Below are 14217 nucleotides of genomic sequence, written 5' to 3' on the forward strand. Positions count from 1 at the left end.
AGCTCCCCTTATTCGCCCTGATCGACAGGTTCGTCTGCCGGCTCGGCCGGGGCAGATTCCTGCTGCGACACCTCTGCCGTGGCGGCGAGCTCCACCTGGCGGTTCTGGCGATCCACGGGAATCACCACCTGGCCATCGCGCACCAGATGGGTGCCTGCGGCCACAATCCAGTCATCGGCCTGCAAGCCGGACAGCACCGGCACCACCTGCTCCTGGTAGGGGCCCACTTCCACCAGGGTTTTTACCAGGGCGCTGTCGTCCGGATTCACTACCCACACATAGGTCGCGTCTTCTTCCGCGGTCAGGGCGGAGAGGGGAATGCTGAGCACATCATTGTCTGCCCCACTGACAAATACCCGGGCAGACTGGCCAAGCTCCGCTCCGACCTGGTCGTTGTCAAAAGCGACTCGCGCTTCATAGGTCCGCGAACGGGGGTCCGCCGCTGGCGACAGCTCACGCAGTTTGCCAGGGAAGACCTGCCCCGGACGGGACCATAGTTCAATGGCCACCGGCATGCCGATGGTAAACCGGCCTACATCCTGCTCGGGCAGATCAATGCGCACTTCGCGATCACCATCGGCAGCCAACACAAACACCGTCTGGCCGGCGGCCACCACCTGCCCGGCTTCCGCCAGACGCTGGGCAATCACGCCGTCACGGGGGGCCTTCAGGGAGGCGTAATCTGCCTGATTGCGGGCCACATCCAGATTGGCACGGGCCTGACGCAGCTGGGCAGCACTGGCATCGAAGCGGCTTTCGAAGGAATCAAACTGGGACCGGCTGATCACCCTGCGCTCCAGCAGTTCGCGATAGCGCTCCAGCTCGCTTCTAGCCAGCTTGTGATCTGCCTGGGCAGAGGCAAACTGGGCCCGTGCCGCATCCAGCTGCAAGCGCACATCGTCGGTATCCAGCTTGGCCAGACTGGTGCCCTTACTGACCCGGTCCCCCACATCCACTTGCCGCTGGCTGATCTTGCCTCCAATGCGGAATCCCAGCTGCGGTTCATAGCGCGCCCGGATTTCGCCCGGGAACACATCCTGCCCCACATTGGCCGATAACGGCTGGGTCACCAGCGCCGGACGGGGAATCTCGTTGTGGTTGGTGTCCCCATCGGAACACCCCTGCAGAGCCAGCAAACCGGCCAGCAGGCCAGGGAATACGGTGTTACGCAACATGTCAGTACCCTCGGTCACCGGTCATTGCCGGTATGCTATACTGGCGAGTATAGTAAGTTTGTTAAACTGAACCGTCCAGTATTGAAAATATGACCCAGACCGTCCCTGCGGCCAATCGCGGCCGCCCCAAAGACCCCGCCAAGCGCGCAGCCATCCTGGAAGCGGCGAAAACCCTGTTTCTTGCCGGGGGATTCAGCGGCACCAGCATGGATGCTGTCGCCAAAGAAGCCGGCGTCTCCAAACTCACCGTCTACAGTCACTTCAGCGACAAGGAGACCCTGTTCTCCGCCGCTATCGAAGCGAAATGCCAGAACATGTTGCCCATGCCGATTTTCGAGCTGGAACCCGGGCAACCGATCCGCACCACCCTGACCCGGATCGGGCTGGCGTTTCTGGACCTGATCCACACCCCGGAAGTGATTGAGCTTCAGCGCCTGATGGGCAGCCTGGCCACCCAGGACACGGCCATGTCACAGCTGTTTTTCGAAGCCGGCCCGCAGCGTACGCTGACCGCCATGGAAAACCTGGTCCGTCATGCCAGCGATGCCGGCCTGCTGGACGTGCCCGATCCGCGTCAGGCCGCCAATAACTTTTTCAGTTTGCTGCAGGGCTGTGAGCACATGCGCGTCATGATCGGTTACTCCGAGCCCATGACCGCCTGCGAAGCCCAACCCCACGCCGAACAGGTCGTCGACATGTTCCTGCGCGCTTACGGTGTCCCCCCAGGTTCCAGCGCTTAACACTTCGCTACACAATGCCCGGAAACCTACCCCATATGGGGTACGCTTTGCGTGCACGCACTCCCTAGAATGTAACGGTCGGCTCTGTTGTTTGTGTCGGCCCAACATTCTTTAAGGGAGCGAAATCATGAAATGGACGTTTGGCCTTGCCGCCCTGCTGCTACCGGCACTTACCCTGGCGGATTACTACTCATCCGTGGACGACGATACCTGCTGGGACGGAAAAACCAGCAGAAACAGCCCCTGCATGGTGGTCGATAATGATCGCTGGAGTCAGTATTCCGAAGGTCAGTTTATCGTTACCTACCGCAACGTCTGTGACCACCGTATCTATGCCCGATTCTGCAACGAGCGCAAAGACGGCACGGAAGACTGCGGTGCATCCGGGATCTCTCCCGGCAAAACCAAGAACTGGTCGACCTACCGCGCCAATGGTCGCTACTCTTATAAGTGGATTGGCGTTACCAAAGGCTCCATGGACTGGGTTTGCTCCGGCAAAGTGAACGGCTGGCACGACTAAAAAAAAGGCCTGCAAAGCAGGCCTTTTTTGACTCTTCGGTTAGGGTTAGAACGATTTCCTTACCCCAATAGAAAAGTAATCGTACTCAATATCCGCATCTGTAGCACCGGCCTTCAGTTCGTGTGTCGCATCGACATATCCCAGCACCAGTTGCGGAGCTTCCGGCGCAAACGAAATGGCCACATCCAGCCCCAACAGCTCCGGATCTATGTCGACAGTCTGACTGCCTGCCTTGGTATCGGTACTGCCCATGTTGTACCACAGGGCCGCTTCGATCATCTCGACGTTCACCCGGGCACCCACTTCCAGACCATAGCCTTCACCGGCCACATTGGTGTAAGTGGGGCGACTGAAACCCACGGCTCCATACACATCCAGCATGTCAGCAATGGGAAGATGCGCGCCCACCCCGATAAACGTCATGTCGTTAATCACGGCATTGTCTACGCCCAGAAAGGTGCCATCACTGTCATCGTAATCCAGCGCGTGGTGACGTCCCATGACCAGCATATAATCGCCAATCTCGAACGCGCCTTGCAGGGCAAAACCCTGCTCTACATCCAGGCTCTCACTGCTGAGCCCGGAGGATTTTAGTTGGGTATCACCAGACACCACATAGTCGAATTGCACGTAATTGTAGGAAGGCGCTTCCGCCATTACATGCTGGCCGGCAGCAGCAATCACCGTGGCCATCGCAACACGCATCGTTTTCTTGTTCATCATTTTCTCCCTGAATTGAAAAGACAGGCCAGTACTGCCTCAGGTCTGATTACATCCTTCCCTGACCCGGATTCAGAATTAATGCAATTGTCACAATTTCGCAATAGCGAACTAAAATAAACAACATAAATGCCCCTCACCGGTTTCAGTATTGGGGATGAGGTATCTTGCTGCGCTGCACAATACGGCTTTGCAACAGGCCACGTGCCCGCCGGGAGGCCCCAAGCCTCAGCCAGATTGCGGCCAGCAACCCAATGGCAACCGGATCATCGCCATTTGTTGCCATCGATTGTTGCACCACTCTCAACGCCTGCATGCAGCAATAGCGGTGGAATAGCGGCGTTGCATCGGCTTCCTTCAACAACACCATGACCCGCGCCCTTTCCTTTTTTTTCATGGCATGTTTCGCTCTTTCAACAGACTTTCCTGGCCGGTTTTACGCACCGAAGCAAAGCTGTACCAATCCAGTTTTCGCGTCACCAACATGACGCTGGCCAGTGCGGCAAACAACAGCAGGGCCCCCATCAGCAAGGCGTAGTCTTCTGCCATCAGAATGCCGTAGATCAACACCATCACCAGCAGCAAACTCCCTGCAAACAGCCAGCCACTTTTTAACGAACGCATCACCGCCATTAGATACACCCCAATAAGGGCACAACAGGCCAGCGCGGCGCAGGCATAGGCCAACGCAAAGTCGATGTGCTCACTCAACGCCACCAGCAACATGTAGAACATGGCCAACGACAACCCCACCAACAAGTACTGCATGGCGTGCAGGGGGTAGCGGCGAAGAACCTCAAAAAGAAAGAATGCGGCAAACGTCAGGCCGACGATCAGAAAACTGTATTTCAGTGCCCGCTCACTGGAGAGCAAACCGGTAACCGGCTGCACCAGCCGTACCCGCAACGCCTGATCCGCATCACCGCAGGCCGCATCCCCCCGGGCACAGTGAATGGCACTGGCCGCCGCCAGACTGTTGGTACGCCATTGACTGGTGAAGCCTGCATCGCTGATCTCGCGCTCCACTGGCAGCACCAGGCCTTCGAAACTCGGATGGGGCCAGTCTGACCGCAATGCCATACGGGTCTCCTTGGCCAACGGCAGCATGCCGAACGATTGGGTACCGTTAAGGTTGAGTCGAATCTTGACGGTGAATGCTCCCTGCAAGGTGTCGGGTAACGCCACGGCAATGGCATGGGTTCCTACTCCCTTTGGTAGTTGCTCTGCTTCCATCAACGCCAGCGGGACATCATTAACCAGAACCTGGGGGCGCTCTACCAGACCCCGAAGATCCCTGATTTGAAATAACAGCAAAGGCGATGACGAGGACACCACCCGGGCATCAGACGACGGCTCACGCCAGTTGGCAGGAAAAACCGCCTCCAGATGGAGCAGGGTACGATAGACCGGCACACCATAAATTCCGCGATATCGCATCTCCGTCTGCATGTCCCCATCCAGCGACAGGCTGTCGGGGATTAGGCTGTCCAACTCGATATGATGGCGCACAGTCATGCAGCCACTACCCTCGCAATCCGGCTTCTCGCTCCAGCTTCTTACTGTCCGGGGCACCACAATCATGGGGCCACCCAGCTGTTGTTCTCCACTGATCTGTCTGGCGATCTGGTCCCCGACCTGCCACGCTTCGCTTTCCCGCTCAGAGATCTTTCCCTGAATCATCAGTAACGGCACCACCAGCACCAGCATCAGCCCGCCGATGGTCAGCATCTTTATTAACAAATTGGGTCGCATTGCCTTTTCCCTCGCAGTCATCATCAGAGGAGAGTCTGAACGGCAGAGTTGAGGGTTATGTGGGGATTGTGTGGGGAAGGCGGCTTAGAACTAAAGGATACACAACCCCCCGACGCAGGGGCGTCGGTTATTCGCTTCGCTCCGACGGGGCAAGTTTCAGGGTGACTGCCACGCCGGCGCCCGTGTTCTCCACGACGAGTTCGCCGCCATGCAGTTGGACAATTTCCTGCACCATGGCCAGGCCAAGCCCGGAACTCTTTTCCTGACCCGGCGCGGGTAGCGAATAGAAACGTTCAGTGACGCGGGAAAGCGCGTAATCCGGAATCACCGGCCCGCGGTTTTCAACGCGGAGCTGATGGCCATCGCCATGTACCCGTATCACGCTATTCGGCTCGGCAAAGCGCAGGGCATTGTCGAGCAGATTGAACAGGGCCAGCTGAAAGGTTTCGGGTTCCACGTTTATCACCTGATCCTCCACCGCCACCGACACCGATTTTTCGGCTAGCAGCGCATATCGGCTGGCCTGCCAGTCGACTACCAGCCTGGCTACCGCCACCGGCGCCCGTTGAGCCGGCAGGCTTTCCAGTTTTTCCAAACGTGCCATGGCCAGCAAGCGGTCCAGCAGATCACTGAGCCGCACGCTTTCATGCACCACATTTTCGGTGAACCGCTGCAGGGCCGGGTCGCGCACTTCATCGGCGAGGATTTCACCGGCACCGCGGATGGCCGCCAGCGGACTTTTCATTTCATGGGTCAGCAGAGTGACGTTGTCTTCCAACCGGGCACGATCCTCCAACCGCCGACGCATGGCGGTCACCGATTCTGCCAGCGCCTGAATTTCATCCTTGCCCTTTAACTGCGGGGGCGCGACCCGTTCGCCGCTGGCCACTGCCTCGGCATAATCGCGCAAAAGGTTAACCCGGCGACTCAGCCAGAAAGCCAGCACGCCGCCGAGCAGCAAACACAGCAGCAGTACGCCACCGCCATACAACAACAAAGCGCGCTCCGCGCGATCCACAAACGGCGACAGCGAAAGGCCAGGCTTGCCAAGGCTGATCACACCGATCAGCTGCCCTTCATGACGAATCGGCGCCGCCACATACATGACCGAGGTCGAAGGATCGGCAGGGTCAGTGCGAGTAGTGCGCGCACCGTAGCGCCCCTGCAAGGTCAGATACACATCATTCCAGAGGGAAAAATCCTGCCCTTCATCCCGGCCACGGGAATCGAACAACACGATGCCCTCCGGGCTGGTGATATAGACATGGGTATGAATCGCCACTTTCTTCATGCCCCAGATATCGGCATCCGGGGTACGCCCTGCGTATCGGTTCAGGGCCTCACGTAATTGCGGGGTGACCACCACCACACCGTCTTTGGCTTCCACCGCGACCATTTCTGCCAACAAGTTGGCCGCGTCGACCAGGGTTTCTTCCGCAGACTGCCGCACCAGCGGCTTGACCCGGTCGAATACCAGGTCCAGCACAAACCAACCCAACAACCCCAGGATCAAAAAATAAAACAGCAGAATCCGCTGGCCGAGTTTCACGCTGACTCCAGGTAGTACCCCAGGCCCCGCCGGGTGGCCAGCAGGCTATCCGCCTGCAAGGGCCGAAGCTTGGCACGCAGTGTCTTGATATGGGTATCGACACTGCGTTCAAAACTGTCCTCGTCGCTATCACAGATATCCAGCAACTGTGCGCGGCTGAAGACCTGGCCAGGGTGACGTAGCAGGGCCGCCAAAATCAAAAATTCGGAACGGGTTAGCGATAACGGCTCGCCCTTGCAGAGAACACGGGCACCGGCTTCATCCAGTTGCCAGAGTGGTACGGCTGAGCGGGACCCGTTGCCCCCCTGACGCTTGAGAATGGCACGCACCCGTGCCACCACTTCACGGGGACTGAATGGCTTGGTGACGTAATCATCGCCGCCCAGCTCCAACCCGAGAATACGGTCTACCTCATCCTGGCGAGCCGTCAGGAACAGCACCGGAACCTCATTACTCTGGCGCAGCCGCTTGAGCACCTCAAAACCATTGATATCCGGCAAGCCCACATCCAGGATCACCAGGTCCACATTGTCACGGGCCAGACATGCCAGCGCCGCCTCGCCCAAGGCCACATGCGCCACCGAGAAATGCTCACGCTCCAACGCATAGATCAAGGGTTCGGCGATACGGGGTTCATCATCAACAATCAATATTCGGGTCACGGGCGCACATCCTGGTCGGTCACATCGGCATGATAGCAGGGAGCCTTTGAAAAACGCCCTCCCCCTGTGGCGCTATCACTCCCGCGTCACCACGTTCATTGCGAAAATGCGCTGTACATCATCATGCTGCTCCACGACCAGGGTGATCTGGTTGTCTCGCTTCAGGGTACTCCGGAACAGCGCATAGCGTTCCTGTTGCTCAAGCGTGACTTCCCATCGCTGCCGGCCACTTTCCTGGCTCACCTGTTTCACGACCGGCCGGGAAAATTCAAACGCATGCTCTGTCGAAAACAACCATAACGCCCGCTGCTGCTGCAAGAATTCATCCCGACTCAGAGACACCGTAACGGGATCTTCATCCGCCATCAGCAGGGTTACCTCAACACTCAGCTTTTCAGACAGCACCGCCTCCAGTTTGGCGCTGCTCTGCTGCCGCAATGCATTTTCATATTGCACGATCAGAGACCCAGGCCCATCGGCATACACACTGCCAGAGAGGCTGCATAAAACCAGAATCCACCCTCGTATTTTTCTTTTCATCACCAGGGACTCCCGTTGCCGCATTCCGCACGGACGGGGTCCACCTTGCAGCGCACCTTTTTCATCCATGTCATCATTGCCGTGTCATAGACGCCCGCGTCTATCAGGAACAGCCGCGCGTCATTCATCATCTCGACATAGCGTTCCTGGTCCTTGTCCGGTGGCGGGTAGAAGAACAGCAGCTCATCCTCTGCTGCACGCACGACCTCCATGGCCTGCTCAAACTGGTCTGCAAAGTAGCGACGCGAACGCGCCATGAATTCGTCAGAAAAACGCTCATGGCGCAGCACCAACTGTAGAGTGAGCTGTACTGTGGCCATCTTCACGACCATGCCTTTCACCCCCACCCCGCGATACAGCTCCAACGGGCGATAGGCCACCGCAGGGGCAGCGATCACATCCACCACCCCGTTATTGAATTTCGAGGAAAAGTTGCTGATATCCGACAGCTCCGGCCTCACGCCGATGCGCTCGGCCATCAGGGATTGAGCCCGGTCATTATCAAACACTGCCATGGTGTGGCCGGCCATCTTCTCCACACTGTTGATGGTGCGATCGTTGATGAAGAGATAGGCCGCACCCAGCGGAAGGATGCCCGCGGTTTCATAGGCGCCATGGCGCAGGCTTGCCGCCAGCTTTGGGTGTGCCAGCAATTCGATCAGCGCCTGTAGCGCCACGTAGGAATCCAGCCCACCGATGGCATCGACACTGCCGGAGAAGGGCACAAACTGGCGAGCACGGATGCCCGTCATCATCAACCCATCGCAAAAGCCGGCCTTGAAATCCTCGGCCGCAACGCGCTCATCGGTGAAAACCCGGAGAGTGATTGGCGTGCCCCAGCTGGCAGCGGCGATGCGGTAATCCTGCATCTGCTCCCATAGCTCACCCTGGGCGCCAATCAGACTGAAAACACACAGGGTATTGGCGGATGCGCGCGACGTTACCGCGCACAGCATCATGGCTATCGCCAGCAGCAAGGCCAGACGTTTTATTATTATCATGGTTGTCCCTTTCAAGCAGTGTCTTCAAGCAGAAGCGGTCTGCCAGAAAGGAGACAAACCGGACCCATGCATCCTACTCTACCGGGGTACGCCTGCAACACTAACCGGCTTGCCGGGCTCCGAGCTTGAGGGCGTCCAGCAAATCCCGCCCGGCACTGTGCAGCTCACGGATGTCCTTGAGGAAAAAAGTTTTCTTCGCTTCGGTCTGCACCACCAGCACGCCATAGAGAATGCTGTCATATTCGAGCGGGATGCCCAGATAGCTCTGGAAGTGCTCTTCATCAGAACCGGGGATGTGATAGTAATCCGCATGGTTGCGAATCTCGCGAGCCACCACCGGGCTGCGGGAGCGCGCCACCTTGCCGGTCAAACCCTGCCGCCAGGAAAGCACCGCGCCCAGCGCCTTCTGGTTCAAGCCGCTGGTCGCCACGATCTCCAGCGTCTCGTTAACAATATCGGCCTGATAGAGGCTGCACACCTGCACATTCAGCCGATTCTTGACCGCGTCGACGCGGGCCTGCATGAAATCCGGGGGTAAAGGCACGTTGATTCCTGTATTTGGGGAAAGCCTGGTGCTTTTGTCGTAGTGAGGACATTCAAGTTTCATGCCCATCCGCCGAATGCGACCGCGCAACGGGGCATCGGCAGCCGAGCCAAGCTTGGTTTACACTGTACGCCTGTTTGTCCGGAGCACCCAGCGTGGCCAAGAAAGCAAAGACCGACGCCGAAATCGCCGCCTTTCGCGAATCGGTTTGTGACGCGGCAACCCGCCTGTTTATTGAGCGCGGGCCCCAAAACGTGACCATGCGGCAGATTGCCAGTGAGCTGGGCGTCAGCCCGATGACCCCCTATCGCTATTTTAAGGACAAGGACGAAATCCTGGCCGCCGTGAGGGCGGCGGCCTTCAACCGTTTCTCGGAAGGCCTGGAGGCCGCCGTGGCCAATGCCCCGGATGCTCGCAGCATGGGCCGTGCGGTAGGGGATGCCTACGTGGACTTTGCCACTCGCTATCCCGCCGCCTACCAACTGATCTTCACGCTGAACCAGCCCAATGAAGAGCGCTACCCGGAACTGCGGGCCGCCAACGCCCGCGCCCAGGAGAATATGGTGGATTATGTCCGCCGCATGATCGCCGCCGGCTTGCTGGAAGGCGATGCCCAGCTGATCGGCTACATGTTCTGGGCCTCACTGCACGGCATCGTGGTGCTGGACCTGGGCAGCGGCCTGCGCGGCATGGATGGCCACACCCTGCGCGAGAAAATCATGCGCACCCTTTACGCAGGCATGAAAGTGCACCCTCCCCGTCTCGACGACTAGTTTCACGCCGCGCAGACAAACGGGACTTGACCGCACAAAAATATACGGTGTAAATTTTACTGGTATTCCATTATGCCCCGCCTGTATACCCGGGGCCTTTTTTTGAGAGGACCTCCGCATGTCATTGCCAGAATCCATTCGCTCTCGTCTCCGCGTGCCGGTGATGGGCTCCCCCCTGTTCATCATTTCCAACCCGGATCTGGTGCTGGCCCAGTGCAAAGCCGGAATCATCGGCTCTTTCCCGTCGCTGAACGCCCGCCCGCTGTCCCAGCTGGATGAGTGGCTGCACCGCATTACCGAAGAGCTGGCAGCCTGGGATCGCGACCACCCGGATCAACCGTCCGCCCCGTTCGCCGTCAACCAGATTGTGCATCGCTCCAACGACCGTCTCGAAAAAGACCTGGAGTTGTGCGCCAAGTACAAGGTGCCCATGGTGATCACTTCCCTGGGCGCCCGCGAAGAAGTCAACCAGGCGGTCCACGGCTGGGGCGGCATCGTCATGCACGATGTGATTAACAACCGCTTTGGCCGCAAGGCCATTGAGAAAGGCGCCGATGGCCTGATCGCCGTGGCTGCAGGTGCCGGTGGTCACGCAGGCACCCAGTCACCCTTCGCGCTGATCCAGGAACTGCGCGAGTGGTTCGACGGCCCGCTGGCCCTGTCCGGTTCCATCGCCAACGGCCGCGCCGTTCTTGCCGCCCAGGCCATGGGCGCGGATCTGGCCTACATCGGCTCCATGTTCATTGCCACCGAAGAAGCCAACGCAGACCAGGCCTACAAGCAGATGATCGTGGACAGCAGCGCCGAAGATATCGTCTACAGCAACCTGTTCACCGGAGTGCACGGCAACTACCTGGCCCCGTCCATCATCAATGCTGGCATGGACCCAACCAACCTGCCGGAAAGTGACCCGTCTGCCATGGACTTCGGATCCGGTGGCAACAGCGACAAAAAGGCATGGAAAGATATCTGGGGCTGCGGCCAGGGTATCGGCGCGGTGGAAACCATCGGCAGTGCCGGCGACGCCGTTGCCCGCCTTGCCGAAGAATACGCCCAGGCCAAGCAGGCTCTGCTGGGCTAACCGGAGGCAATATGAACGGACTAAACGCCTGGCATGAGGTGGTCAAAAGCAAAAGCAGTGACCAGCTTCAACAGCTGGTCGCCGACGACGCCGTGTTCCATTCTCCGCTGGTGCATACCCCCCAGGCAGGCAAATCTCTCACGGTTGCCTACCTGACGGCAGCCATGCATGTACTGGCTAACGACAGTTTCCACTACGTGCGGGAAGTGAGTGAGGGGCCGCATTCCATTCTGGAATTCGCCCTTGAGCTGGAGGGTATCGCCGTGAACGGTGTCGACATGATTACCTGGAACGACGAGGGAAAAATCATCGATTTCAAAGTGATGATTCGTCCCTACAAGGCCATCGAAACGGTACGCACGCGTATGGCCGCGATGCTGGAAGCACTGAAATAACATCGTCGGAGGTGAGGGGCACATGGGGCTGTTTATCACCATGCTGCTGGTCGCTGTGACCGTCGGCTATTACCTGACCCGGGTTGCCCTGCCTCCCCGATTGATCTACCAGGATAACGAGGCCAACCGCCAATCGGTGGCCTCAATACCCGCTCTGACACAACGTTATTCGCCCACCCCCTGGCTGGCAAACACGCACCTGCAACTGATTTTTCTTGGGCTGAAAAAAGCCTTTGGGCGCCGCCTTCAGTACGACAGCCACGATATCCTGACCATGGCCGATGGCGGCACTACCGCTCTCTACTGGCTCGGCGAGAGTTTGCCCGAACAGACGCCCACTCTGCTGGTTCTGCATACTATTACAGGCTCTCCTCACAGCATGCGGGGACTGGTTCGTGACCTTCAGTTGCGCACCGGCTGGCGCGTGGTGGTATGCACCCGACGTGGCCATGCAGAACTGCCGCTGACGGCCCCCCGCATCAACACCCTCGGCGACACCGCAGATCTACGCGAGCAACTTGCCGTTATCACGCAGCGCTACCCGCATTCGCCATTGTACGCGGTGGGCATTTCTGCCGGCTCCGGTTTGTTGGTGCGCTATCTGGGAGAGGAAGGCCACAACACTCCCATTCAGGGAGCCATGGCCTACTGCCCGGGCTACAACGTAGAAGTGGCGTTTCTTCGCTCGCGCCCCCCCTACAACCGCATGATGGCCCGCAAGCTCGCTCGCACCTTTGTTACGCCCTACGCCGACCAGTTTTCCACCAAGCCCGGTTATCAGCAGTGCGCACAAGCAAACGACTTGCAGAGTTTTCACGAGCATATTCATGCTCTGGCAGGCTACCCCAGCCAGAGCGCGTACCTGGAGGCCTGCAACCCGGTGGGTGTAATGAAGAGCATCGTCACTCCGATGCTGATTCTGAACGCCGAAGATGATCCCGTCTGCGTCATCGAGAATGCCGACGAACACATTCCACTGATCAGGCAGCTTCCCCATGCCATTCTGGCGATAACACGGCGCGGCAGTCATTGTGCTTATTTTTCTGGCTGGCGCCCTCGCAGCTGGGCCAATGCCGTCATGGCGGATTATTTCATGCACCTGAACCAACAACGTCAGGCAACCGCACCGCTCAACCACTGACCCGTTTTAAAGCGGTCTGGCGCCCGGCATATAATGATGAAAAGCCTCGGTGGCTGCCGCCACCGTGACCGCCACAAATACGCCGGTGAACATAATCCCGAGCGTTGCCACCAGCAGTGCCAGCAACTTGCTCTTGCGGCAGGAAGGGCGTAAGTCGCCATATCCCACCGTCAACGCAGTAATAAAGGACCAGTAAAACGCATCGAAACGGCTCCAGCCTTCCATGCGTCCAACCCATTGTCCCAGCAACGTGATAATCAGAAAAAAAGATAATAAAAGAGGATAACCCAAGCCCATGGCGCTAAAAAAAAGCTCAAGAAAAATCAGGGTAAATTCCATTTATCCGCCCTTCCCAGTTGCTATCAGTACGAAAAATTCACCCGACATATCCAGCTCTTGAGATACGCTGTTTCCGCAATCGCCGGGTGCACCGGGTGGTCTGGCCCCTGGCCTTCATAGCCAATAATCTGAATGCTGCGATCAATATGGCGAGCACTTGAATGGATCACATCCAGCAGGCGGCTGGCAGGCATATGCATGGAGCACGATGCCGACACCAGATAGCCTCCCGGTTTTACCAACCGCATGGCCAACTCGTTAATCGCGTGGTAACCGGCCAACCCGTTCTTGAAATCCTTTTTGCGCTTCACAAACGCCGGCGGGTCAAGAATGACCAGATCGTATTTTTCACCGTCGGCAATCAATTGTTTCATGGCAGCAAAGGCATCGCCCTGAATGGAACCCACCTTGTCGCCAACCCCATTTAACTCCGCATTGCGGTGAACATACTCAATGGCGGCCTCTGAGGCATCCACACAAGTAACCGACTCTGCACCGGCAAGCGCGGCCTGTACCCCCCAACCACCACAGTAGGAGAACACGTCCAGTACACGGGCACCTTTGGCCAACGGCGCCACTTTCTGACGTGCCGCGCGGTGGTCATAAAACCAGCCTGTCTTTTGTCCTTCCGCCAGTGGCGCAGTAAAGTGCGCCCCGTTTTCCGTCAGGGACACGTTATCCAGCAACTCTCCTTTCAGCGCCCTGGTGTAGCGGTCCATCCCTTCAATTTCTCGGGCAGCCGCTTCGTTCTTGGCAATGATATGAGAGGGACTCAATACCGCATCCAGTGCACTGACGATAACGTCCAGGTGCGCCTCCATGGCGCCAGACCCTGTTTGCACCACCAGCACATCGTTGAAACGATCCACCACCAGCCCGGGCAACCCATCAGCCTCACCATAGATCAACCGGTAGCAGGGGTCGCTGAACAACGTCTCGCGCAGCGCCAGCGCCTGCTCGATGCGCTTCTTGAAAAAGCTGCGGGAAAGTTCCTGCTTCACATCACGACTGTAGACCCGGGCGGCAATCAACGAATGAGGGCTGAGCAGCGCACGCCCCAGCGGCTTGCCGCGACTGTCTTCCACCACGCAGGCTGCGCCGGCGGGCAACTCTTTCAAGGGTGTCTGGCGGGTGTCGATCTCGTTGGCATAGATCCACAAGTGGCCGGCCTTGAGACGGCGTTCTTCGTTTTTACGCAGGCGGATAACAGGGGTGGCTTCAGTCATGGTGTCAACAAACGGCTGGCGGGAAGGACGCATGATAGCACAGGGGCGATGATGTCTGG

17 protein-coding genes are annotated in these 14217 nt (G+C 58.3%); 6 read left to right on the forward strand and 11 right to left on the reverse strand.

Translation table 11 applies throughout. From position 1 onward, the window contains the following. Window positions 1-8: 8 nt before the first annotated feature. Window positions 9-1175: an efflux RND transporter periplasmic adaptor subunit gene (locus tag D4A39_RS06970; RefSeq protein ID WP_119917752.1), complete on the reverse strand. Its 1167-nt coding sequence runs from the start codon at window positions 1173-1175 to the stop codon at window positions 9-11. An 89-nt stretch (window positions 1176-1264) separates the two neighbouring features. Here D4A39_RS06970 and D4A39_RS06975 point away from each other — a divergent pair, with 89 nt between their 5' ends. Then, entirely contained in the window at window positions 1265-1915 is a 651-nt protein-coding gene (locus tag D4A39_RS06975; RefSeq protein WP_022984903.1) for a TetR/AcrR family transcriptional regulator, read from the forward strand. A gap of 127 nt (window positions 1916-2042) precedes the next feature. Further along, window positions 2043-2435, forward strand: coding sequence for a hypothetical protein (locus D4A39_RS06980; protein ID WP_022984904.1), 393 nt, complete (start codon window positions 2043-2045; stop codon window positions 2433-2435). A gap of 45 nt (window positions 2436-2480) precedes the next feature. On the opposite strand, the gene D4A39_RS06985 is transcribed toward D4A39_RS06980, so the two are convergent. From D4A39_RS06985 to D4A39_RS07020, 8 genes are all read right to left on the reverse strand, one after another. After that, a complete protein-coding gene (locus tag D4A39_RS06985; protein WP_102792479.1) occupies window positions 2481-3155 on the reverse strand; it encodes a hypothetical protein in 675 nt (224 codons plus the stop codon). A 145-nt stretch (window positions 3156-3300) separates the two neighbouring features. Next, complete coding sequence (locus D4A39_RS06990) at window positions 3301-3552, reverse strand: hypothetical protein (protein WP_022984906.1); 252 nt, start codon at window positions 3550-3552, stop codon at window positions 3301-3303. Further along, window positions 3549-4907, reverse strand: coding sequence for a cell envelope integrity protein CreD (gene creD / locus D4A39_RS06995; protein WP_052017490.1), 1359 nt, complete (start codon window positions 4905-4907; stop codon window positions 3549-3551). Before creD ends, D4A39_RS06990 begins: the two co-directional genes overlap by 4 nt. Window positions 4908-5034: 127 nt before the next feature. Next, window positions 5035-6456, reverse strand: coding sequence for a two-component system sensor histidine kinase CreC (gene creC / locus D4A39_RS07000; RefSeq protein WP_119917753.1), 1422 nt, complete (start codon window positions 6454-6456; stop codon window positions 5035-5037). Continuing rightward, a complete protein-coding gene (gene creB, locus D4A39_RS07005) occupies window positions 6453-7118 on the reverse strand; it encodes a two-component system response regulator CreB (protein WP_022984909.1) in 666 nt (221 codons plus the stop codon). Before creB ends, creC begins: the two co-directional genes overlap by 4 nt. 75 nt (window positions 7119-7193) lie before the next feature. Next, a complete protein-coding gene (locus tag D4A39_RS07010) occupies window positions 7194-7658 on the reverse strand; it encodes a hypothetical protein (protein ID WP_119917754.1) in 465 nt (154 codons plus the stop codon). Further along, the gene (locus tag D4A39_RS07015) at window positions 7658-8659 is read right to left on the reverse strand and encodes a putative solute-binding protein (protein ID WP_147393892.1); all 1002 of its coding nucleotides are present in this window, start codon (window positions 8657-8659) and stop codon (window positions 7658-7660) included. The genes D4A39_RS07010 and D4A39_RS07015 overlap by 1 nt, the downstream gene beginning before the upstream one ends. A gap of 100 nt (window positions 8660-8759) precedes the next feature. Further along, window positions 8760-9203 (reverse strand): GAF domain-containing protein, encoded by a 444-nt coding sequence (locus D4A39_RS07020; protein WP_081703624.1) that lies wholly within the window; start codon window positions 9201-9203, stop codon window positions 8760-8762. Between the two features lie 155 nt (window positions 9204-9358). On the opposite strand from D4A39_RS07020, the gene D4A39_RS07025 reads away from it, so the two are divergent. The 4 genes from D4A39_RS07025 (at window position 9359) to D4A39_RS07040 (ending at window position 12593) form a co-directional block, all read left to right on the forward strand. Beyond that, window positions 9359-9976, forward strand: coding sequence for a TetR/AcrR family transcriptional regulator (locus D4A39_RS07025; RefSeq protein ID WP_119917756.1), 618 nt, complete (start codon window positions 9359-9361; stop codon window positions 9974-9976). A gap of 118 nt (window positions 9977-10094) precedes the next feature. After that, window positions 10095-11057: an NAD(P)H-dependent flavin oxidoreductase gene (locus D4A39_RS07030; protein ID WP_119917757.1), complete on the forward strand. Its 963-nt coding sequence runs from the start codon at window positions 10095-10097 to the stop codon at window positions 11055-11057. Window positions 11058-11068: 11 nt separating this feature from the next. Beyond that, entirely contained in the window at window positions 11069-11452 is a 384-nt protein-coding gene (locus D4A39_RS07035; RefSeq protein ID WP_119917758.1) for a nuclear transport factor 2 family protein, read from the forward strand. Between the two features lie 22 nt (window positions 11453-11474). After that, window positions 11475-12593 carry a YheT family hydrolase gene (locus D4A39_RS07040; protein WP_119917759.1) on the forward strand — a complete coding sequence of 373 codons (1119 nt, stop codon included), beginning with the start codon at window positions 11475-11477 and terminating at the stop codon, window positions 12591-12593. 6 nt (window positions 12594-12599) lie between these two features. On the opposite strand, the gene D4A39_RS07045 is transcribed toward D4A39_RS07040, so the two are convergent. Both D4A39_RS07045 and D4A39_RS07050 read right to left on the reverse strand, forming a co-directional pair. Beyond that, entirely contained in the window at window positions 12600-12932 is a 333-nt protein-coding gene (locus D4A39_RS07045) for a potassium channel family protein (protein ID WP_022984917.1), read from the reverse strand. 23 nt (window positions 12933-12955) lie between these two features. Next, on the reverse strand, window positions 12956-14158 hold the full coding sequence (locus tag D4A39_RS07050) for a class I SAM-dependent rRNA methyltransferase (RefSeq protein WP_119918014.1): 1203 nt from the start codon (window positions 14156-14158) through the stop codon (window positions 12956-12958). Between the last annotated feature and the right edge of the window lie 59 nt (window positions 14159-14217).

Origin of the sequence: Alcanivorax profundi (assembly GCF_003597125.1) — a bacterium.
Classification (GTDB): domain Bacteria; phylum Pseudomonadota; class Gammaproteobacteria; order Pseudomonadales; family Alcanivoracaceae; genus Alcanivorax; species Alcanivorax profundi.